The following is a 22,618-nucleotide window of genomic DNA, read 5'->3' as shown; positions in this document are numbered from 1 at the left end:
TCTGAAAAATCATCCTCTACGATGGGTTCAGATTTGGGGGACGTATGAAATTATCCTTTCGCATTTGTGGCCTATTCCTTTTGCCAATGCTCCTTACTTGTGCATCGCAGGACACAAAAGATGTTGATTCATCCAACCAAGATACAAAATCAAATTCACGAAATGCCAATTTGGAAGATCCAGAAAAAGGTGGGAAGAAGTTTGGTTGTATCGAAGGAAACTGTGTGAATGGAACAGGCAAGTATGTCTATGACAACGGTGACATCTATACTGGTTCTTTTAAGAATGACTTACGTGAAGGTGCGGGAAATTTTCTCTACACCGATGGTGAGAAGTTTAATGGAACATACGCAGAAGATAAAAAACAAGGCCCGGGAGAATACAATTTCAAAAACGGGGACAAATACGTGGGAGAATTTCTAAACGGACAAATCAATGGAAAAGGAACTTACAGTTTCAAAGATGGTAAGTCTGTTTCCGGTGATTTCACTTCCGATGGTCAAGAAGGAATTGGTGTTCTCACCGATGATGGTAAGGCCAGAAATTGTAAAATCGCAGGAAGAAAACTTCTCTGCGAATAAAGATCACCTTACAGATGGCAGTTGGGACGTTTTCCTCCTGCCTTAGCTGCTTCAAATAATACCAAAGCATTTGCCATCGCGGCATTTAAGTTTTTCATCCGTGTTGCATCAGAGGGATGAGTTGATAACAATTCATTTGGTTTACTTCCCCCGAGAGCACTCATATTTTGCCAAAGAGTCACACTCTCTCTAGGATCAAATCCAGACTTTGCCATCAGTTCGAGTCCAATCAAATCCGCTTCCGATTCATGTTCTCTGGAAAACGGTAATAGAATTCCAAATTTTGCACCCATACCAAGAGCTCCAGCAACCGCCGGTTTTCCTAGGCTTTCTAAGATTTTTACGGAACCACCTGCCAATTGGTTTTGAGAAACTCGTTCATTTCCATGACGAGCAATCACATGTCCTATTTCGTGTCCGATGACAGCTGCTAGTTGGTCTTTGTTTTTGGCCACAGAGAACATTCCTGCGTGCACTCCAATTTTTCCGCCGGGGAGTGCAAAAGCATTCGGAGTATTGTCTCTAAATACAACCACTTCCCAGGATTCGACTCCCGTAGTATCCGAAGTAACGGCAAGTTGTGCCGACACAATACAGTTCACATAGGAATTTGCCGAGGAACTAGAATCAGTTGGTGTTTTTGTTTTTAATTCGGAAAATGCCGTGTTCCCCATCTCATTCATCTCTGCGTCTTTTACGAGAATGATTTGTCTTCTGCCAGTGGGAGAGGTACTGCATTGGAGTAAAAAAAGAACCACTGAAAAAAAATGAAAAATTCGAATCATGTTTTGTCCTGTTTAGAATAGAATTGATGAATGAAAGGTACAACGTCTTCACTTCCAATGGGTTTGGACAACCAATACCCTTGGATTTGATCGCATTCGTAGGATTTGAGTAGTTCCAATTGTTCTAACTCTTCAACTCCTTCAGCAACTACCGAATAACCCAGATCATGCGCCATATTGATAATGGATACGAGTAAAAAACTTTCTTTGGATCCCTCTTCCACATTGTTTAAAAAAGATTTATCAATTTTTAAAATGGATAATGGCAACTTTTCTAAATAAGAAAGAGAAGAAAATCCGGTTCCAAAGTCATCGAGAGCCACCTTCACACCAATATCGATTAAATTGGAAAGAATCGGTACCGTTTCCGATAGATTTTTCATCGCCAAACTTTCTGTAATCTCAACTTGCAAGGAAGTATAAGGAATCCCTCTGCGGTTGTGGAGATCCACAATCCAATGAAAGATATTTTGATCAAAAAATACTTGGGGACTTAGGTTGACGGCAATGGATATTGGTAGGCCTTGTTTGAGTTGGACTTCTTCGATTACATCGGCTGCCTGTTCCAAAACAAATTTGGTAATCGAAACGATAAGGCCTGAGTCTTCGGCAAGAGGAATGAATTCTCCGGGAGACACCATCCCCCTTTGTGGGTGGCGCCAACGAACGAGTGCTTCCCAATGTCCGATTTTATTTTCTTTGATATCTAGTATGGGTTGGTAATAGACAAATATTTCCTTTTGTAATAAGGCCTTTTTTAAATCATTTTGGATCTCTAATTGGAAATGGATTTTCTCCTGCATGGCCTGGTTGAAAACAGAAACAGTTCCCACTTTTTGGGATTTGGCATGGAACATGGCAATCTCTGCATTTCGTAAAAGTACATCGGCTTCTTTTCCTCCAAGACCAAATCCGGAAATTCCTGAAGAAGCTGTTAAATAAATTTCATATCCACCGATAGGAATGGGATCTCCCAATCTTTCTAAAAGTCGATTCACATAGTTTACGGCTTCATCAATGGAAAGAATATGCGAGAGTAAAATGGCAAAGTTGTCGGCACCTAGCCTTGTAATGATGGCTTCAGAATCGGAAAATGTTTTTAGTCTTTCTGAAAAAATAACAAGGACCTGGTCTCCGGCGTCGTTTCCTAAAGAATGATTGATTCGTTTGAAGTTATCAATGTTGATACAAAATAAAATGGGATAACCTACATTTTTAGCATTGTAGGAAAATATTTTTTGTTCAATCCTTGCAAGAAAAAGTGCCCTGTTGGGGAGCCCTGTTAGGTTGTCATAAAAAGCATCGTGTGTTAATTGTTGTTCAGCGAGTTTTCTATCAGTAATATCATGGTGGATGGCAATGTATTGAAAAACTGATTTGTCTTGTCCCGTAAAGGGAACAATGGTGGTATCCGCCCAGTAATCACTCCCATCTTTTTTGATATTTCGGATCTCTCCACGCCAAACCTTTCCTTTTTGAATGATCTCCCAAATTTTGGTCCAATCCTCTTTGGTTTTGTCGGTGGACTTCATGATTCTATGATTTTGGCCAATCAGTTCAGAAACACTATAACCGGTTACTTTGGAAAAAGCATCATTCACATAAGTAATGATGCCGTTCGCATCTGTGATAGAGACAATATTGGCTTGGTCCAAAGCAAACTTTTGGAGTTGGATTTCTTTTAAGGATTGGTATAAAAAGCTCTCTGTTGTATTTTTTTCCTTTCTGTATACAAGTTCTCTTCTTTCTCTTTCCAAAACCTCTGTTAAACGAACTAGATGTTTTCGTTCAATGATGTCATTGACACCGGACTTCATATAACTCAAGTTTTTCGCGAAATCCTCGAAATCACTGATTAAAATCACAGGGATATCCAGTTTTTTATCGTTTAGATATTGTAAATAAACGGGAATTTCCGAATGAAAGGGTTCCCTTGTGCTACAAATGATAGCATCCCAATCCTCTTCGTGGACGGTGGCTTCCCATGATTGGAATGATTCAACAACTCGGTAAAGAGGACTTAGGCCATTGGCCTTCATTTCTCTGACAAGATCAAATACGCTGTTAGAATCGTTTTCTAGTATTAGAACGCTGATTGGACTTCCCATGGTTTTTGCCGAGACCGGCTTTCTCTCCCACTAAGGATTCGTATTTTTCCTGAAATCTCAACCTAAAAAAGATTCGAAATTCTTTAGAAATTTCGTCCGATTGACAACGTGCATCCTAAGACATTCGAAACGAGCTATATCAAAAAAGAATATTTAGAGCATGAGTTACGGAAATTACTCCTAGACATGAGCGATTTGGATTATAAAGAACTCAATGATTACGACAAAGGTGGTTACGATGGATTCAACCAAGCCATCACCTTGGTTTTAAAAAGGCTTCAAACCTAGGGTTTTTTCTAGTGAAAATGGCAGATCGATACAAAGGATCAGTTTCTACAAAAATTCTTTACAAAATTGGCAAGTAAACAGATTGTATACGTGCCAGTAGGAAGTTCAATGAATTTCACAACAAAACAAGTTAAAAATCATACAGTTGTTACTCTAGAGGGTTCCCTCGATATTTATTCTGCACCCGCACTTAAAAAAGAACTCCACAAAATCATCGATGACGGGGCTGAATCTGTAGCAATTGATATGGTGAATATCAAACTATTAGATTCCTCTGGAATTGCTCTTCTTGCCAACCTCCAAAAGAAACTCAAATCAGAAGAGGGTCAGTTTTTCCTTCTCAATGTGAGTCAGGATGTTATGGTCATTTTAAAGCTGTCCAGTTTGGACAAATTTTTTACGATTCTCGGAGGAGAAGCGGAACTTCCGTAACTCACCTCACCTTTCTCGTTTCCCTTAGAGCCGGAAGGATTTCACCTCTCCCCGCACCACCGGCTCGTCTGTAGATTTTGGTTTCGTCCAGTCTCCATAACTATTTTGAATCCAACGGCTTGACTCTCCTTCCACCCCAGAACCTGTCACGAGTTTGACGGAACTTCCCTTCTCCCCGGAAGTCTGTACGGAAACCACCAAATCATATGGAAGGTTGAGACCAAAAGATCCGAGCTGTAAGGTTGCTAGGTTTCCTTCGATCCGCACTTCATCACAAACCACTTCTCTGCCATCGCGTAACTTAACTTTAAGTTTCAAGGGAACTTGCGGTGTTTGTTTTTTTACAACCACAGGAGGTGTGATTTCTGTAGTTTTAGTGACTAACTCAGGTGGGTTTTCAGGAATGAGAGGAATTTTCTCTTCTGAAACTACGGCAGCCAGTTTCGATGTTTCTACTTTGGAATCTTCTAAGGATTCGCGAATGTTTTCTTTGATTTGATTGAGTTCTTTGGTTTCTTCGGCAGAGAGATTGGTCGATGTTTCGGCTTTGAGAACCTTTTCAATGATGACAGGTTTTAAAACTAAACTTTTTCCTTCTTCGATATTTTCGGCAGCCTTAGTGTCTCCGAGTTTATTTGCTTCCTCTTTAGAAAAAGCCACAAGGGATTTGTTCTCTTGATAAAAATTTCCAATCAGTAACAAACGTCTGTTGGCGCGAATCGCAACTTCTTTGTTTTGTTTTTGTTTAACGAGTTGGATGTATTCCTTAACTGCATTGGACGTTTTGCCAAGTTCTTCCATCGCACGAGCTTTGATATAAGACTGGTCTTTGGTTAGAACAGGAAGGTTCTCTAAGGTCTTTAGAGTTTCTTCATAATCCCCACTTTGAAAGAGAGAATATGCTAACTCCTCTGGAGATTTCTTTTTGGTTTTTAATTCTTCTTTTTTCCTTTCCCCTTCTTCTAAAAAACTGATGAGGAGGCCCGCATTTTCGGCGTAATGACTGCCTGGAAATAAATCAATGGCTTTGGTAAGTTTGACAAAGGCCTTCTCTCTTTCCCCCATCATCACCAAACAATACCCATGGTGAAGGAGAGTGAAGGCCATTTCATCAGAAAGGGAAGAAGTAATGGAATCTTCTAGTTCCTGGTATTTTTTGGAAGCAATCGGATACTTTCTTGTCCTTTCCATATAAAAGGCAAACTGCAATCGAATGATGGTATTTTGTTGTTCTTCTAGTTCCAGTGCCGGTTTGAAATTCAAAAATCGAACGCCATTAATGACATAGAGTCCAAATCGGTCTTGCCAACCCATTTTTAAATCCAAACCTTCTGTTTCGGAGTTCATAATCCCCGATTCCAGAATGTTTACCTTTACCTCAGACATATAATCATCTTTGGAAAGAAACATCTGTTTCAGCCTTTCCCGTAATGTTTGGGAAGAAAGTTGATAGTTCATCAATTGGTCTCTTAAGATTCCAAATCGCAGTTCTTGTAACTTAACACTGACGATGGATTGGGAAGCCAATGCGAAGAAAAAGAACAGAACAAAGAAAAGAGAAAATAAGAAAAACTTTCTCATTCCGGCACATCAAGGACAATCATTGTGACATCGTCCTTATATTCCTCGTGTTTTTCTTCGAGTACAGCCATTGCCTTTTCTACAATTTCTGTATTGGAAAGATGGATGTTTTCGAGGACAATTTCTGTAAATCGTTCCAGGCCAAAAAGTCCCCCTTCTTTGATAGGAGTTTCTACAACACCATCCGTATAAAGAATGATTTTGTCACCAGGTTGTACGGGAAAGGATTCTAAAGAGTATTGGATGTCGTCTCCCATACCCAGTGGTGGGCCAGAACTATCCACATAAGTAATTTGTTTTGTGGATGGACGTATGATAAAGGGTGCATTGTGTCCGGCATTCACAAATTTAACCACACCTGGTTCTTCAAAAACAACAAAGACTCCGGTAGCAAAAAAGGAAGCCTGCAAACGATTTGCGATGACTTCGCCTAACTGGTTTATGGCCTGGATTGCCGAATTGTTTTCTTTCATAATGGCTTGTAAAGACATAGCCATAACCACTGTGACAAGGGCAGCCGAAACTCCGTGCCCAGAAGCATCCGCCAAAAAGAATCCATAATAATCCTTTTCCGGAAATTGGAAGTATTGGTATAAATCTCCGGACACTTCCCGCATAGGGCGGTAGAGTTTTCCAATATTGAATTTTTTAAACTTCTTCACGGAAGGTAAAAAGAGTTCCTGTACTTCTTTACCAATTTGAAGTTCTTGGTTGATTTCTTCATTCAGTCGAGTAATGGTTGTTACTTTGTTTTGGATTTCCTCAGCCATTAAGTTGAAGGACTTCCCCAAGTTATCCAATTCATCATTACTTTTGAAGTTCCAATCGACGCGCGATTGCAAATTTCCCGTTGCCATTCCTTTCGAAGCAACCTCCAAAGATCCAACTCGTTTGAAGATGGCGCGGTAAACAAGAATCGCAAAAATAATATGAAATACAATTCCCCAAAGTACAGCATAACCCACTTGGATATAGAGTTGTTTCAATCGGTCTTGGATAGACGAGATATTGAAATGAGTGGACAAAAATACTTCTCTGCTATCAGAGAGGCGGATCGGCAAAAGGAAATCGACCGTAAAATCAGATTCGTTTAGATCCAAATTGTAACGAGCTTTGAAGAGATTCCCTTCTTTATCTGAAGACACTTCTTTGGTTTTTTTCAAAACGGCATCAGTGATTTCTTTTACACCAGGACCGGATTCTGGTTCGGAGAGTAAAATTTTGCCGTCGGAATCAAAGATCGAAAACTTCGAGATTTCGTATAACTTCAGAGTCTTTCGGAAGACCTCAAAACTTTCATCCTTTTCTCCCGAGAGTCCAATGGTTTGGATATCGGCAAGAATGGTATTGGCAAGGTTTTCTGACTGGAATTGGAAGTTCTTGAGAAGCAAATCAGATTGATTTTCGAAGATCATCACCGTAAAAAAGATGATATTGAGTAAGGCAAGAAGGGAATAAAAGAGTCCAATCTTAAATCGTAAGGAATTCGTCGTTTTGATTTTGCTTTTGTTCACGGCAATTACTAGTATTGTCGATAATCAAGTGATAGAAATCTATCACAAAATTGAGATTTTCCCATTGGTTTTAGTCACTTACATATCCTTCCTTCCCCGACTGCGGGCATCCCTTCTCCTCCTGGTTTTGGTTTTTACCTCCTCCTCTCTTTTGGCGGACAAGATCCGATTGAAATCAGGGGAAGTACTGAATGGGAAGGTGGTGAATGTAACGGCGACCCATGTGGAATGGCAAGACCAAGGAAAACGGTATAAATTCTTAAATGCGGACGTTTTAGGAATCGATGTCGGATATGACGGACTTCCGGCTTGTGCCGACTACAAAACCTTTGGAGTCGAAGACTGCGATTTGATTCTCACCAAACTGAACAAAACAAGTGCTAGTTTTTCTAAAAAAAGTAGCCCCTTGGAATTAGAGACCATCCCAATAAAAAAAATCTCCACTTTGAAAGTCAGCGCCGAATCTGGGTTTCCCATGGAACGATACATTGAGCCCGGGACTAAGGGAAAATGGGTATTTGGTGACAGAGAGATCGTAGGAAATTTTAAAACCCTAGAACGGGGTAGAATCATCATTGAAACCGAAACAAAAACCCTTGAGTCGGTAGACATTTTGGATTTTCGCTCTTTTGAAATTCAAAATAAATCGGTAATCGTAAAAGTAATTAAAGAAGAAACACCCAAAGTCATTCCTGGTTATGCTCCCATTACTGAAAAAAAATATGGGAAAGCCGCTTTTATTTTTGGAGGGGCTTTGCTTTCCGGCTTAGGAATGTTATATGAATACAATGCTTCAGTAAACGCGATCAATAACGATATGGAATACATTCCTACTGCCGATGGGCGAGTTTTTATTTTTGCCAATACCTTAAATACTGATCGGTACGATTTTCATAGACAACGTTTTCTCATGTATTCAGTGGTTTTCACTTCGATCATTGCCTATAGTTTGATTGATAGTTATTATTTGGGCCCAATGGAAACCAAAAAGGAAAATGCCAACGGAGTTTATTTAAAACCAATCCTCGATATGAAACCAAACGCAAATGTTTATGGATCTTGGAATCAGTTCCAAAAACCCAATGAAAGTTTGTTTTATGGATTTAGTTTTGAATCTAAATTTTAGTTTTTTGAATTCAGACCATAGCTCTGCGTAAGAACAGGTTTTTAAAGTTTTGTCTAAATCTTAGATAATGCCATTTGATTAAAAACATAAAAGGAATTTGGTCCAATTGGCACATGGCTCCACAATTCCCCTCTTCATTTTCCTTACACCAAAGAATGGTACCCGGCAGTCCCACAAAACAATCCAAACCAATCCATAGATCAAATTTTACTTTTGTATCATCTGGATACATTTGTGATATGGGAAGGTAAAACATATTGGCTTGGATATGAAAGATAGCAGAATTTTCTTCTGTTCCATTTGTATGTAAATCAACGGAACTAAACAAAGGAACAGAAAGCATTCGATCTCGAAAAAAATAAGGATTTAAAATTCCAGCAAAGAAAAACATCAAAGATAGAATGGTAGGATACATAAAAAAAAGAGCAAAATAATCCTGAAGTGCTAAGTCTGGAAATTTTTGAGTGATCCATCCTGGTGAATTGTATAAAAGATAAACCGATAAAATACCTGGAACTAAAAAGAAAATCGTTAGGATCGAATGACGAAGGTTTGGGTATTGTAAAAGTTTAATTCCCGAAGTGGATATATGTTTTTGAACATTTTGAATCCAACCTTCGTGCCTATTGTGTCGGCTCAAAATCTCATATTGTTCCATACTCATATTCATAAGATTTAAAATATGTCCAGGGACAAGGATTCTCGATTTAGCAATCGTAAGTTCTAATAAAAAGAAAAGAGATAGGATACAAAGCGGAAGAATCAAAAGTAAGTTGAGTTCTTGGGAGATTGCAAGGTTGTACAAACCGTGGATTCCCACACATACTAAAAACCCAAAGGTTAATTTGCTCCACTTAAAAACGGGATTTTTATGGAATAAAAACATCATTAGATAGGCTCCAATGATTCCGCCATTCATCATATGTATGGGTAGCGCCGTGATGGAACGAAGCACTTGGGACCAAAGACCGGTACTCATGAAATACAAAATGTTTTCTACAAACCCAAATCCACCACCTAACACGAGTCCATAAAAAATCCCATCAGTCACGGTGAACTCATCTTGGTTTTTGCGGAAAAAAAGATAAATCCCGAGTAGTTTTGCAAATTCTTCAATGAATGAAGATAGGATAAAAGCATTCCAATAAGGTCCATTCAAGGGAAGTCCATTCAGTAAAAGGGCTTGTAACCCAATGGCAACACCGGCACTAAAAAAAGAAAAGGCGAACGCTGTGTACTGCAAAAATGATTCCGTAAACCGATAAAAATGAAATCGGTAGAAGGAATAATAGAAACCGAGAGTGAGGATATTGATAAGAAAAATGACCAAACTGGATAGAGGAATTTGACTGATCATTTGGTATGATTAACGGCTAAAAAACTCTGAAAATCAATGAGAATTGCTACAGATTTGGATTTCAAATCAGAGATTTTACTGCCTTTCGCAAACCTTCAATGGTGAGGGGAAACATAGAGATGACATCTTCGATGGCTTCAATGGTAGGAGCTCCCCAAAACCGTTTGGGTTCTGGATTGAGCCAAACAGATTCTGGAAAATACCCCACAAGTTCCTTTAGGGATTCGAGTCCACTTTGGGCCTTTCTTTGTTTTTCGTCCGGGTTGGATCTATTATACGCATAAGGATTGTAAGGTGTTCCCATGAGTTCGTATGGTGCCATATAGGCATCACCCACAAAAATCAGTTTTGTGTTTTTACGAAATTTTTCCTCAAATTGTTTGAGAGAAATTCTTGTTTGGAATTCGTGATCGGCGTAGAGATATTCGTGAAAGATATTATGAAAAAAGTAATTATGGACTTCTTTGAAATGGTAGAGCCCACGGCTCGCACTGAATAGTTTACTCACTCGGTCCGAATGGGGTGTCATACTCCCTCCAATGTCCATAATGAGAACTAAGCGTAGGGAATTTTTACGTTCCCGTTCTTCCACAAGTTCAATCTCCCCCCCATTTTCACAGGTTCTATCGATGGTTTTGTCGACGTGGAGTTCTCGCCTTCCTTCTTTTTTCAAAAACCGAAGTTCCTTTAAGGCCAGTTGGATGGATCTTGTATCTAAAATTTGATCTTCGCGGTACGCTTTGTACTTCCGTTCGTTCCACAAACTCACACCGGAACGACTTCCTTCTCCTTCCGTATTTCCTCCAATCGAGATTCCATTGGGATTAAAACCAGAGTTACCAAAGGGAGAGGTTCCGGAAGTGCCGACCCATTTGTTTCCCCCGTCGTGGCGTTCCTTTTGTTCGGCCAAACGTTTCTTTAATTCTTCAATCACCTCTTCCATACTGAGATGGGGAGCGTTTGTTTTTTCCGAATCTGTTAAATGTTTGGGGATATTTTCTTCCAACCACTCGAAGAGTGTATCTCTAAACTGAATTCTTTCTTCCTTCCAACTCCCAAAGGTTTTGGAAAAGGCAAGATCATAACTATCAAAGAATTTTAGATCTTTTACGAAGTTGAGACGACCCACTCGATACAGTTTGTCCAAATTTATGTACCCAGAAGGATCTGTTAGTTTTCTTAGGCTTGTTAGGAAAGCTATGAGTTCCCCCGTAGAACAAGGAACAGATTCACTCCGTAGATTGTAGAAAAAATCCAAAAACATATTAGTTCAAATGGACTCGGTAGTCCTCTTCGGATTTGAATAGAGTTCCCGCAAAAGGAATTTTACTAGAATCCAAAGTTTCCCCAGAGACGAGGAGCACTTGAATCCAATCTAAAAGTTCGCTTGTGGAGGGCTTTTTTCTTAGACTCTCAATTTTACGAATGGAATAGAACATAGCCAGAGCCTTTTCCATAAATTCGGTTTCAATGGAAGGATAATGTGCCTTGATGATTTCTTTCATCGCTTCCCTTTTCGGAAATTCGATGTAATGAAAGATGCATCGTCTTAGGAAAGCATCGGGGAGTTCTTTTTCGTTATTGGAAGTGATGATGACAATCGGTCTTTCTTCGGCAATGATATGTTCTTTGGTTTCAGGAATGAAAAATTCCATTTTGTCTAATTCTAAAAGTAAGTCGTTCGGAAATTCGATATCCGCTTTGTCGATTTCATCAATGAGGACGACGGCTTTGTTCTTTTGGGAAAAGGCTTCCCCAAGGGCTCCCAAGCGAATGTAGTTTTTGACCTCTCTCACTCGGAGCATGGCTTCTTCTTCCGGAAATCGGGAGTCATTCAGACGCGAAACAGCGTCGTAGAAGTACAATCCTTCCTTTGCCAAACTCGTGGATTTAATATGCCACCGGTAGAAGGGAAGTTTTTTAGTTTCCGCAAGGAAACTGGCAAGGAGAGTTTTCCCGGTTCCTGGTTCCCCTTTGAGGAGCAGTGGTCGTTTTGTAATTTCCGCCACTTGGACCGCTTCTTTCAGATCTTCGGACAGGATGTAATCAGCCATGGTAAATTTCCCTTTTGGACTCCAATCTTTTAGGAAAAACCGGGGAATCCACTAAAAATTGCTTTTTGTAAGAAATTGAATTCCCATATTGAGGAATTGGAACGATAGTAAATTATGGGCGATTTTGATAATACGAAACGGGCAATTGGCGTTGGAAAACTGGATGATTCTGCAAGAAAGGATATGTTCAATAAGTTTGTCAGTGCCGGTGGGGAAATTGTAAAAGAAAAACAACCACAGAAAGAAGACGATACCAAAAAGAACCGCCCGGAACCAAAGGTTCGTCAAAGCACAGTATCCCGTGGTAGCGGTGATGATAGTCGGTCAGGAAGCCGCGGTGGAAACCAAAACAAATCCGATTCGGGAAATGCGAGATCACAGGCAGATTCCAAAGCCCAATACGAAAAGGAAATCAGTAGTTTTTCTGCAAGGTTTGGGATCAAACTCAAATGTTGGCTCGCTCGTGTCACTCCCTTTGGAACGAGTGATCTCACTCCAAAGTTTATGCATGATTTTAGCATGCGCGCCAAACAAGCATTAATCGAATTACAATACAGCGGAAATGAACTTTTAGCCAACCAACAATATTCGCCCCAACTCAGTAAGGCTCTAGATAGAATCAATCCCCTTCTTGTGGAACTCCTTGCTATGGGTCAAAAACTATACAATGGGCCTGAACTAACAGACATTACAGATCCCATTATGGTGGCACCGGAATCCCCTGTTGCCATTGAACGAGTTCGTAATCCGATCTATGCACTTTTTAAAAGGATGTACATCCTTTATCCTTACCAAGAAACATTAAAAAAGTCGTTTGTACAAGCTTACGATGAATTACAAAAATTAGAAGGGAAACCTTCACTCATTTATGCGAATAAAAAAAGAAAGGTCACACAAGAAATCGACACTCTTTTTGACGGATTTTTTGACAGACTCTACCTTGTTGTGCTTCGTGCTGAAAATAAAAACATACCGCTAATCTCTCGTTATATGGAAAACCTTTTAGGGATTCTTCCTGAGGAACGTCCTGGACAAAGAAAGTCCGGAGAAAACGTTCCCGGTGGAAAACAACTAGAAACCAAAGAAGACAAAAAAGACGACGAATCAAAGGATGAGGATAAAAAAGAAGATGAAGTTCCTCTTTCCAAAGAACAGGCCTATGGCCTTCGTTTGATGCAGATGTATTCTCTTCCCAAACTTCGTAAAAAATTTGATCCAAAAAACGAATATGCGAACATTCCCGATTCGGACAAAGCCCTACTTGCACTGTTTTATTTTTTTGAATTTGATGATGAATATTCATTTGTAATGACTACAAAGAAAATTGATATCAAACCTGGATCGGTAAACGGAGTCAAGGTGGACTACCGCCAGAAGATGTTGGATATTTACGAAGGTACGAGAACCATCATTGACCAGTTTCGAATCTATAACGATATCCTTAGAGAATTGGATAAACACAAAGCAAACCCAGGTGCCAACTATATCGAGGCTTCTAAGAAATTAACTGGTATCGAACAAAAACGTACGGGACAATCCAGAACCGTAAGAATGGCCATTAAAGAGTTCAGTTTGAAATCCAGAGACGCTCTTCTGGTTCTTATCAAAGATATGAAGAGCAAAAAAGAAATCGTGGCCAACATGAATGATGTTTTGACTTTGGATTCGATGGAGTCTCGCAAACGACTCAATAAAAAACCGGTCAAACAATGCATCATGGAAGCATATTGTTATCTTATGGCTCTTTACGATCGCATTGAAACAGGGGATTTGTTTGGTGGACTTGTCGAACTCACACCAGAGCAATTGAAATCTTCTTTTGGTGTAGAACTTGGGAACGATACTCCGGATTCTAATGGAACGGAACTTGCCGATTTGGAAAAAGAAGCACTAGAGCCGGCTTCTGCGAAAACAAATGAGGATGTAGACGGTTCGGAGTCTGAGAACACTTCCTCTTCTAATGAAAAAAATGACAGTTCGGATGATCCTCTAGATGATGACATATTACCTACCGGGGACCCTTTTTAATGGCCGTCATCAAAATCGCAATCTATCAGAAAAACCTTCATAAACGTTTAAGCCCTGAGGAAATTTCCAAAATCCAACAAAGTAAGGCCCATTTTTTACTTTTACCGGAAGGTTTTCCGCATTTCTTTCAAAGTGAATCTCCAGAGAACGCCGCCAAACACGAAAAAGAATACCAAGATCATATTTTGGAAATCTCAGAAAGTTTTCCGGGAGTGATCCTTGGTGGCAGCCATTATCGTAAAAATGCTGATGGCAATCTCGTATCGGCTCTTCCCATTGTTCAGTCTCTCGTCCTTGTTGATTTCTATGAAAAAAAATCCCCTACAGCAACAAAAGAACCAGGTGTGGTTCCGGGAAAAACAGAATCCATATTCATTATGGGTGGACTTCGTTTTGGACTTCTTGTCGGTGAAGATTTAGAAAATGAATCGATTTGGAAAGAATTCAAAAAAGAAGAGATCGAAATTATATTTTATCTATCCTATGCGGATGAAAAACGTAATTACGAAGAAGATTTGACTTACTTTGAGTCTCTTGCTAAAGAAAAATCTATCCATTTAATTCGTGTTTGTGGGCCTTCCGAAGGAAAACCTGCAAGAAGTCTTTATGCTTCTCCTTCTGGAATCAATTGGAAAGTCGGAAAAATCGAAGAAGATAAAGATGTTTTAAAAACTTTGTCTGTGAATGTGATGAGAAGTTATTTGTTATAAGGGAAATTGGATTGGGGATCGTTTCATTTTGAAGATCCCCAATGAGTTTTGAGACGGTTTTATTTTTTATCTAATTCTTTCCAATCCATAGTAAGTAGTAGAATTACGATCCCAATCGACACACAAGAGTCTGCGACATTGAAAGCAGGCCAACGGTCAAAAAGTAAAAAGTCAGGCCATTCAAAGTCTAAAAAGTCTACCACACCAATGTATTCAATTCCTGGTTTTTCCGGAGTGAATCCAAATCGAAAACCGACACCGGGAATTTTCACAAAGAATTTATCGGAGAAGTTTCCGAAAGCCCCAGCCATAACAAAATTCCAACCCCAAGCATTTCCTAAATCCGCATTCTGCCAACGATAGAAAATCAAAAATATGATCGCAAATCCTGTCGCAAATAGAGAAGGAAGAGCATTGTCTTGGAAGAGTCCAAAAACAAATCCAGTGTTAAAGGTTAAAGAAAGTCGGAAAAAATCACCTAACACGGGAATACTTTCATGAGCCAACATTTTGGTGATGATGATGTATTTGGATGATAAATCTAAAAAAAGTCCAAAAGCAACGAAAGCAAGGTATCCAGGTTTAAAGACCGAAAAAAATGGGGTTTTAGGTAGATTCATAAATTAGAGAAAGTCCGTTTATTTTTGTTTCCAGTAACTTAGACTTGATTTGGCTAAAGACCAAAAACTAAGTCCTGATAGTATATAAAATAATATGCTTGGTTCTTTCCAGAATTTTTCCGAATAATACATTCCGAAAAAGAAAAATATCGAACCGAGGGCTCCGAAAGTGAAAATCTCTTTTAACCGAAGTTCCTCTTTTCTTGTAGAATCGGGGGCCTGGAACTCTCCTCGGTTCCATTTGTATAAGAATTCATTAAATTCTTTTGGTAAGGAGAATAGACTGGTGATAAATTCTTCCCCTTCGTCCTTCCAAAGTTTTTTGAGAGAACTGCCCTTTAGAACAATTTGAGCGAAAGGTTTCTCTGCATAATCAATCATGGAACGTGTGGGATCCAAATAAGAAGAGTTCCCGAGTAACAGAGCAAGTACGCGATGGAGGCTTAAGAAATTGGGTGGCAGTTTGAGACTGGAAAGAAGGCGTTTTAAACTCACTTGGATTTCTTTTAAAAATCGAAGGTCTTCGGCTGGACGAAGTGTATCGAAACCAATATTACGGAAGTGATCAGTAGAATCCAAAATTCGATTGAGTTTCTCTAGGGAATATTTAACAATTTGAATGAGTTCTTCTTTGGATAAGGACTCGGTAACAGCTCCCAGTTCAAATAGTGATTCCGTGATTAAGTGGTAATCCTTTCTCATAGCACCGATGAGTATACGTTCTAAAATGCGAGTTTCTTCTTCCGAGATGGACTGGACGGCACCAAAGTCGATAAAACATAATTCCCCAGTTTCCATAAAAATTAAATTTCCCGGATGGGGATCGGCATGAAAGAACCGGTATTCAAAAATCATTAAAATATAAGCGCGGACCAATTTTTCTAAGTTTGGATTCTTTTTTGTATGAGATTCTAAATTTCCTAACTCATATATTTTTTTCCCTTCTACAAACTCTGTGACCAATGTATGTTTGTTACAAAGTTCATCGATGGCGCTCGGAAAGAAAAAATCCTTTTCTAAAGCAAATAGTTGTTTGGTGTATTTGAGGTTTTTTAGTTCGCTCCGAAGGTCAAGTTCCGAACGAATCATGGAATGGAGTTGTTCGTTTACTTCTTTGGCAGAAATTTTAAATACAAAACGATCAATGAGCCAAAGCACTCGCCCTATGGTTTTTAGATCTCGGAGAGCATCTTCTTCGATTCCCGGATAAAGGGTTTTGATGGCGACTTTTTTGCCATTGTAATAACCAATATGGACTTGGGCTGTGGACGCGCTGGCGTAAGAGGTTTTGTCCAAATCCGTAAAAATTTCCGTCATGGATTTTTTGTAATCACTGAGCCAACGTTTATTAATATCCTCAAATTCTCTCGGCGGAATTTTATCTTGGAGGTCCTGGAGTTCCCACAAAAATTCTTCAGGCAATACATGGAATAAATTACTGACAAACTGTCCGATTTTAATATAAACCCCACCTAACTGAAAGAAGAGATTTTTTGTCTCCTTCCCTTTCCGTTTTAAAAATTGAACCCGGACGGATTCATATTTTGTTTGGGATTGGAACTTCCGTTTGATTTTGGTAATGACTAAATGTTCAAACCAAGTTTGGAGTACAAAAAAATAAATAGAAATAGACCTGTTTTGTTTGGAGTTCATTGTTTTCGCCTATAAATGGATTCTATCAAATCTAGAATCTCGATATTGTCAGAGAGAGTCCCTTCCATCCTCTGTTTTTTTCCGGTAATCACTTGGAAAATTTCTTCATAAATTCCTAAAAATGCATTCGAAGATTCGGGTTTCGGAAATAACTTCGGTTCATAAGAAACCAAACTACGAAAACCTTTGTACAACTTCGAAGTTTCGGATTGATAAAACTGAAATCCATCATTGGAACAAATGATTCTATGAGTATCTGTATGTAGATCGAGTTCAAATTGAAAGTAGTCTCGTCCCCCAGCCACATCTAAAAAAACATCCACACCCGATTTTGTCTGAAACCATGCTGTGGCCCTCGACTCCACGGCTCCTTTTTTGGGTCGTTCTAGTTTTGCATCCACTAACTTGGGTTTTCCGAGAAACCAATGGATGAGATCCAAAGCATGAGTTCCGTCATGGAGAAGTGGCCCTCCACCTAACTTAGAAAATGCAAGACCTGGATTTTTAGCAGAAGTGAAAACAGAAGCACGAATGGATTTTAGTGTTCCCAAATTCCCTCTTGTTAGTTGGTCTTTGACATAATGGTAACTGGGGTGGTAACGCCTCTCGTGGTTGATCCAAATCCGGGTATTATGTTTCTTTGCAAGAGTTTGTATTCTTTTGGCACCTGCTTTGGTGAGTGCCACCGGTTTTTCGATGAGTAAGTTTGGGATTCCCGAACGAATGCAGTGTTTGGCCCATTCTTCGTGGTAGGCACTTGGGGTGGTAATCACGGCAAGTGCGATAGAAGGTGGGAATTTTGTCTTTGTGGGGTCTGGGGAAACTTGGCTAGTCTCCGCTGTCCAAAGGGATTGGAACTCTTGGCATTTTTCTTCTTTTGTATCCAAACCCAAAACCAAGGAAAATCGATCCTTTCCCCAATCGGATTGTAAAACTCCCGTATGGGTGCAGGGTTTTTTCCGAAAAGGATCCGATTCCAAACTGGAACCAATCCGTCCTAGGCCGATCAGGATGGTTTTGATTTTGGATCGTTTCATTTATCTTTTTCTTCCAAATCTTTCTTTCTGAAAGAAACTGGCGTAGAAGCTATGATCGCACCATTTGAATATTCCCTGTCAACTATTCTAAGTTTGTTTTCCAAAGACGTACATTGGGAACGGAAAGACAATCCTACCTTCCGGTGGATCACCACCTCTTCTGCGGAAACCAAACCAGGGTCATTGTTTATTCCCTTACGAGGGACAAGAGATGGACATGAATTTATCCCAGATGCTCTTTCCAAAGGAGCCCTTGGTTTTCTTTGTGAAAAGAATCATTCTATTCTAAAAAGCTTATCCGATTCAGATAGAAAAAAGGCCATATTCGTTCCCGATAGTTTAAAAGCGCTCGGGACTTTAGCACGATACCATAGAAATCGATTTTCCCCCATTGTCCTTGCCGTCACAGGTTCTTCCGGAAAGACAACAACCAAAGATCTATTAGGTGGACTATTTGATTTTCTAAATCCTAAGTCCGTTGTGATTACGGAAAAAAATTACAATAATGAGATTGGTCTTCCCTTTACTTTGTTTCGCATTACAGAATTAACGCGTGTGGTGGTTTGTGAGTTGGGGATGAACCATAGAGGAGAGATCGCAAGGCTCTCGCGGATTGCAGAACCGACCCATGCCCTGATCACCAATATTGGTTCGGCTCATATTGAAAATCTCAAATCCAGAGAAGCCATCGCGGAAGAAAAAATCGATATCATTAGTGGAATGAAAGAGAGTTCCGTACTCTTCGTTCCGGATGATTTGGAGTTTTTAAATCGAGTCAAACAACGAACGAAAAAACAAAATACCAAACTTGTGATTTGGAAACATAAAAACAAACCGGATCTAAAAGTAAAAAAAATAGAAACGAGTGGATTTCTATTAGAATGGAAAAAGAAAGAAATTCACTGGAAACTTCCTGGATCCAAACTTCTGAGCAATGTCCGAGGTATGGTGGCTGTCGGGGAACACTTTAAAATGAATTCTGAACAAATTGTGAAAACCATTCAAAATTATAAAAGTCCTGACAAACGATTGAATCTAAATAAAGGATATTTTACGATCATTGACGATTGTTATAACGCCAATCCAGAATCGATGCTTTCCAGCATCGGAGCAGCAGAACAGTTTGCTAAAAATCAAAACATAGCTTGGATCCTTGGTTCCATGAAGGAACTCGGAAAATTTTCCAAATACTACCATGAGACAGTGGGAAAAGAAATTCATCGGATAGGAAAAGGAATCTTACTTGGGTTTGGCGAAGAAACCAAACCGATGGTAAAAAAAGTTTCGGGAGCTCAGTGTTTTACGGAAGTCGACGCTCTCATCCAATTTGTGAAAGCCAATGTTCCTAAAAAATCGGTAATCCTAGTCAAGGGATCTAGATCTATGAAAATGGAAAGAATTGTGTTGGCCTTAGAAACATTTAAGGGTTGATGAAGAAATGGCTTTTCCTAGATTCAACTTATGCCTACAAATCTACCAAAAGTAGCTGTCATTATGGGATCCCATTCTGATTGGGAAACCATGAAGGAAGCCTGTGATATTTTAACAGAGTTTGGAATTCCTTTTGAAAAAGAAATTGTGTCAGCACACCGTTCTCCGGAACGGATGGTACAGTTTGCAAAATCTGCAAAACAAAATGGGTTTGGAGTCATCATTGCTGGTGCCGGTGGTGCCGCCCATTTACCAGGAATGACTGCTTCCTTAACCACATTACCCGTATTAGGAGTTCCTGTCCAATCCAAGGCTCTGAATGGAATGGATAGCCTACTTTCCATCGTACAAATGCCCAAAGGGGTTCCTGTTGCCACTTTGGCCATTGGAACCAGTGGTGCAGCCAATGCTGGTTTACTTGCCGTTCGTATCCTTTCTCTCATCGATTTGTCGTTACACCAAAAGTTAGAGTCCTATGCGGACAATAATCGTAAGTTAGCACTTTCTAAAAATGACCAGCTCCTCTAAAGAAATACAAAATCTAAAAATCGGTGTTTTAGGTTCCGGACAACTGGGCCAGATGATGTGTTTAGAAGCACTCCCTCTCGGTTATGAATTCTTTTGTTATTCTTCTGATGAAAATTCTCCCTCGGAAAAAGCGGGAGCCGTTGCCACTGTAGGGTCTTATGAATCTCTTTCCGATTTAAAAACATTCCTTTCAAAAATTGATGTTTTGAGTTTTGAATTTGAAAATATCCCTAAAACCACTTTGGAATATTTGGAAAAAGAAACCAAAAATATCTCCATATTCCCGCCACCGAAAGCCCTTGTCATTGCCCAAGACCGGTATTTAGAAAAATCCCACTTTCGCAAACTTGGGTTTCGAACAGCAGAATTTTTCCATTTAACAAAAGACACGGCTCAGTTTGACATTGCCATTTCCTATCCTTGGATCATCAAAACACTACGTTTTGGATATGATGGAAAGGGACAAGTGAAGGTGAAGGATGAAACTGAATACAAAACATTTCTAGAAACTGCCTTTAGGAAAGGAGAGGAAGAATATCTAGTCGAAGAAGTCATTCCCTTCCAAAAAGAAATTAGTGTCATCCTCACTCGTTTCCAAAACGGGGAAATTGTTTGTTATGGTGCTGTGGAAAATGAACACAAAAACCATATTTTAGATCTTTCGATTTATCCCGCGCGAATTCCAGCGGGTCTTAATTTAGAAGCGATTCAAATGGCCTCGAAACTTGCCGAGTCTTTGGATTATGTGGGGACTCTGGGTGTAGAATTCTTTTTAAAAGAAAACCAAATTTTCTTAAATGAATTTGCGCCAAGACCTCATAATACCGGTCATTATACCCAAGACTGCCAAAGTCTTTCTCAATTCCAATTGCATGTTTTGGCGATTACGGGGAATCTTCCCCCAACAGATGTTAGGCCAAAACCTACCTTAATGAAAAATATTTTAGGAAATGAATATAAAGAAAGTTTGTCTGTGGCTCGTTCTCTTCTAAAAGATGACAGATACCAACTCCATCTCTATGGGAAAAAGGAAGCCAAACAGGGCAGGAAAATGGGGCATATGAATTTCAAAGGTAATTTGGAAGACGTGAACTCCCTCTTCCATGATCTATAATCGGTAAGTCGATACCGCACAAGCCGGCAGTTTTTTAGGTTTCGAGTAATCGAAGACCCCAATCTCTTACATTCCCCGCACCTAAACAAAGTAACATGTCCCCTGGTTCTAACTTGGATTTGATGGAAACCAAATCCTTTTCTATCACTCCCTCTAAAATTTGTGTGTTTTCTTTTTTTAGAAAGGGAATAAAAGATTCATGAGTGATTCCTGGAATCGGAGTTTCCCCTGCAGAATAGATGGGAAGTAAAAAGAGAATTTCCGCAATGCCCAAAGACTTTGCCAAATCTTCCAGTAACAACTGCGTGCGAGTATAACGATGTGGTTGGAAAAGTACGACAAGCCTTCCCTTCGATTTGAGTTTGTTTTGTAAGGATCGGATCACCATAGCAATTTCTGTGGGATGGTGGCCATAGTCATCCATCACAGTGATTCCCTTCCAATCCCCCAAACCTTCTTGCCTACGTTTTACACCAATATAACGAGAAAGGATTTCTGCAGAAACTTTTGGCGAAACTCCCGAGGCATAGGCTCCTACCACAGCCACAAGCCCGTTAGTTAGATAATGGACTCCTGGATAGGGTAAGTGTAAGGAAAGGGATCCGAACCCTGGAAAATCAAATAATAAATTATCGTCTTTGATCTGATAGGTGACTTGAGTGAGTTGGTCCCCTAGTTTGGATTTGAGCCTTTGGTACCATTCGGACTTAGTTTCTGGTTCTTCCATACAAAGATAGAGACGAAAGTTAGGCGAAAAAGAAACCTCTTTGGTTTTATGTAAGAGGACATCCCGAATTCCCGGATCATGCGCATACAAAACAGCCACCCCCTCCGTCCCGAACGCCATATATTCAAAAAATGCATCTTCGAGACGTTCCCGGGTTTTGTAATAATCCAGATGGTCATTGTCAATATTGGTCAATAGCCGGATGGAGGCTTTGTGTTTTAAAAAAGTTCCGTCTGATTCGTCCGATTCATAAACAGCAAATTCTCCCCCTCCTATTTTCCCACCACGTTTTTCAAGAAGGCTTGTATCTCCACCAATCATGATTGTGGGATCCATTCCGACTTCTGTAAGGATTTGAGAAACCATAGTGGTTGTAGAAGTTTTTCCATGGCTACCGGCAACGGAAATGGATTTTTGGTTGGAAACCAAAAGGTGCATAAATTCGGATCTATGTTTGAGAGGGATATTTTTTTCTTTAATTTCAGCAAACACTTGTTTGTGTTTATCATTGATCGCCGAACTATAAACCACCATCTCGATTCCCTCTAAAGGAATTTGAGAGATGTCGTTTTCAATGATGGCTCCCCGTTCGGCAAGAAAGGCAGTGGTTTCTGAATTCTTTTTATCGTAACCAAGAACAGATAGGTTTAAATCTAGTGCCATATGGGCAAGACTCGACATCCCACTCCCACCAATTCCCAAAAATAAAATCGGACCTTTCATTAGTTTAAGGCTTCAGACTTTGTCGGTGAAAAAATAGGAAACAGTTTGGTAAGCTGCATTCACATTGGAAAGGGATAAAGATGTATGCCCCATTTCTCTGAGGATTTCAGAATGGTCTTTCCATCCGAGGAGAATTTGCACAAGCCTTGTGGGATCATCCGATGTGGAGTGAATGGTCACCGCTGCGCCTTGGGATTCGATATAATTGGCATTTTCTTTTT

General features: G+C 39.8%; 19 protein-coding genes and 1 pseudogene. 8 read left to right on the top strand and 12 right to left on the bottom strand.

Going from position 1 to position 22,618, the window contains the following annotated elements; translation table 11 throughout:
• Positions 1-44 precede the first annotated feature (44 nt).
• The gene (locus JWG41_RS20280) at positions 45-581 is read left to right on the top strand and encodes an MORN repeat-containing protein (RefSeq protein ID WP_205271458.1); all 537 of its coding nucleotides are present in this window, start codon (positions 45-47) and stop codon (positions 579-581) included.
• Positions 582-589: 8 nt separating this feature from the next.
• On the opposite strand, the gene JWG41_RS20275 is transcribed toward JWG41_RS20280, so the two are convergent.
• On the bottom strand, positions 590-1,366 hold the full coding sequence (locus JWG41_RS20275) for a M48 family metallopeptidase (protein ID WP_205271457.1): 777 nt from the start codon (positions 1,364-1,366) through the stop codon (positions 590-592).
• Positions 1,363-3,474, bottom strand: a complete 2,112-nt coding sequence (locus JWG41_RS20270) for an EAL domain-containing protein (RefSeq protein ID WP_205271456.1) — start codon at positions 3,472-3,474, stop codon at positions 1,363-1,365. Before JWG41_RS20270 ends, JWG41_RS20275 begins: the two co-directional genes overlap by 4 nt.
• 396 nt (positions 3,475-3,870) lie before the next feature.
• Between JWG41_RS20270 and JWG41_RS20260 the strand changes: the two genes are divergently transcribed.
• A complete protein-coding gene (locus tag JWG41_RS20260; RefSeq protein ID WP_020777405.1) occupies positions 3,871-4,194 on the top strand; it encodes an STAS domain-containing protein in 324 nt (107 codons plus the stop codon).
• A gap of 24 nt (positions 4,195-4,218) precedes the next feature.
• On the opposite strand, the gene JWG41_RS20255 is transcribed toward JWG41_RS20260, so the two are convergent.
• Together JWG41_RS20255 and JWG41_RS21280 are read right to left on the bottom strand one after the other, a co-directional pair.
• Positions 4,219-5,775, bottom strand: a complete 1,557-nt coding sequence (locus JWG41_RS20255) for a tetratricopeptide repeat protein (protein WP_205271454.1) — start codon at positions 5,773-5,775, stop codon at positions 4,219-4,221.
• Positions 5,772-7,289: a SpoIIE family protein phosphatase gene (locus JWG41_RS21280; protein WP_205271453.1), complete on the bottom strand. Its 1,518-nt coding sequence runs from the start codon at positions 7,287-7,289 to the stop codon at positions 5,772-5,774. Before JWG41_RS21280 ends, JWG41_RS20255 begins: the two co-directional genes overlap by 4 nt.
• 28 nt (positions 7,290-7,317) lie before the next feature.
• Here JWG41_RS21280 and JWG41_RS20245 point away from each other — a divergent pair, with 28 nt between their 5' ends.
• Complete coding sequence (locus JWG41_RS20245; RefSeq protein ID WP_408611798.1) at positions 7,318-8,415, top strand: LB_137 family protein; 1,098 nt, start codon at positions 7,318-7,320, stop codon at positions 8,413-8,415.
• 10 nt (positions 8,416-8,425) lie between these two features.
• Here JWG41_RS20245 and JWG41_RS20240 read toward each other — a convergent pair whose 3' ends face one another.
• The 3 genes from JWG41_RS20240 to JWG41_RS20230 form a co-directional block, all read right to left on the bottom strand.
• Positions 8,426-9,772 carry a PrsW family glutamic-type intramembrane protease gene (locus JWG41_RS20240; protein WP_205271452.1) on the bottom strand — a complete coding sequence of 449 codons (1,347 nt, stop codon included), beginning with the start codon at positions 9,770-9,772 and terminating at the stop codon, positions 8,426-8,428.
• A gap of 61 nt (positions 9,773-9,833) precedes the next feature.
• On the bottom strand, positions 9,834-11,036 hold the full coding sequence (locus tag JWG41_RS20235; RefSeq protein WP_205271451.1) for a VWA domain-containing protein: 1,203 nt from the start codon (positions 11,034-11,036) through the stop codon (positions 9,834-9,836).
• 1 nt (position 11,037) lies between these two features.
• Positions 11,038-11,826, bottom strand: a complete 789-nt coding sequence (locus tag JWG41_RS20230) for an AAA family ATPase (RefSeq protein WP_205271450.1) — start codon at positions 11,824-11,826, stop codon at positions 11,038-11,040.
• A 114-nt stretch (positions 11,827-11,940) separates the two neighbouring features.
• On the opposite strand from JWG41_RS20230, the gene JWG41_RS20225 reads away from it, so the two are divergent.
• Both JWG41_RS20225 and JWG41_RS20220 read left to right on the top strand, forming a co-directional pair.
• On the top strand, positions 11,941-13,854 hold the full coding sequence (locus JWG41_RS20225; protein WP_205271449.1) for a hypothetical protein: 1,914 nt from the start codon (positions 11,941-11,943) through the stop codon (positions 13,852-13,854).
• Entirely contained in the window at positions 13,854-14,564 is a 711-nt protein-coding gene (locus tag JWG41_RS20220; RefSeq protein WP_205271448.1) for a carbon-nitrogen hydrolase family protein, read from the top strand. Before JWG41_RS20225 ends, JWG41_RS20220 begins: the two co-directional genes overlap by 1 nt.
• A gap of 59 nt (positions 14,565-14,623) precedes the next feature.
• Here JWG41_RS20220 and JWG41_RS20215 read toward each other — a convergent pair whose 3' ends face one another.
• Genes JWG41_RS20215 through JWG41_RS20205 form a run of 3 tightly spaced genes read right to left on the bottom strand, consistent with a single transcriptional unit; the run spans position 14,624 to position 17,874 of the window.
• Positions 14,624-15,184: a lipoprotein signal peptidase gene (locus JWG41_RS20215; protein ID WP_205271447.1), complete on the bottom strand. Its 561-nt coding sequence runs from the start codon at positions 15,182-15,184 to the stop codon at positions 14,624-14,626.
• Positions 15,185-15,202: 18 nt separating this feature from the next.
• Positions 15,203-16,837 (bottom strand): ABC1 kinase family protein, encoded by a 1,635-nt coding sequence (locus JWG41_RS20210; RefSeq protein WP_205271446.1) that lies wholly within the window; start codon positions 16,835-16,837, stop codon positions 15,203-15,205.
• Positions 16,834-17,874 (bottom strand): Gfo/Idh/MocA family oxidoreductase, encoded by a 1,041-nt coding sequence (locus JWG41_RS20205; RefSeq protein WP_205271445.1) that lies wholly within the window; start codon positions 17,872-17,874, stop codon positions 16,834-16,836. Before JWG41_RS20205 ends, JWG41_RS20210 begins: the two co-directional genes overlap by 4 nt.
• 51 nt (positions 17,875-17,925) lie before the next feature.
• Between JWG41_RS20205 and JWG41_RS20200 the strand changes: the two genes are divergently transcribed.
• Genes JWG41_RS20200 through JWG41_RS20190 form a run of 3 tightly spaced genes read left to right on the top strand, consistent with a single transcriptional unit; the run spans position 17,926 to position 20,947 of the window.
• Entirely contained in the window at positions 17,926-19,305 is a 1,380-nt protein-coding gene (locus JWG41_RS20200) for a UDP-N-acetylmuramoyl-tripeptide--D-alanyl-D-alanine ligase (protein WP_205271444.1), read from the top strand.
• Positions 19,306-19,335: 30 nt separating this feature from the next.
• Positions 19,336-19,833: a 5-(carboxyamino)imidazole ribonucleotide mutase gene (gene purE / locus JWG41_RS20195; RefSeq protein ID WP_205271443.1), complete on the top strand. Its 498-nt coding sequence runs from the start codon at positions 19,336-19,338 to the stop codon at positions 19,831-19,833.
• Positions 19,817-20,947, top strand: coding sequence for a 5-(carboxyamino)imidazole ribonucleotide synthase (locus JWG41_RS20190; RefSeq protein WP_205271442.1), 1,131 nt, complete (start codon positions 19,817-19,819; stop codon positions 20,945-20,947). Before purE ends, JWG41_RS20190 begins: the two co-directional genes overlap by 17 nt.
• 34 nt (positions 20,948-20,981) lie before the next feature.
• On the opposite strand, the gene murC is transcribed toward JWG41_RS20190, so the two are convergent.
• Positions 20,982-22,397: a UDP-N-acetylmuramate--L-alanine ligase gene (gene murC, locus JWG41_RS20185; RefSeq protein WP_205271441.1), complete on the bottom strand. Its 1,416-nt coding sequence runs from the start codon at positions 22,395-22,397 to the stop codon at positions 20,982-20,984.
• A 12-nt stretch (positions 22,398-22,409) separates the two neighbouring features.
• Positions 22,410-22,618: pseudogene (locus JWG41_RS20180) on the bottom strand (UDP-N-acetylglucosamine--N-acetylmuramyl-(pentapeptide) pyrophosphoryl-undecaprenol N-acetylglucosamine transferase); the annotation flags it as partial.

It is taken from the genome of Leptospira chreensis (assembly GCF_016919165.1).
GTDB classification, from domain to species: domain Bacteria; phylum Spirochaetota; class Leptospiria; order Leptospirales; family Leptospiraceae; genus Leptospira_A; species Leptospira_A chreensis.
Note: the sequence above shows the minus strand (reverse complement) of the source record. Positions and strands in the feature narration are given on the sequence as shown.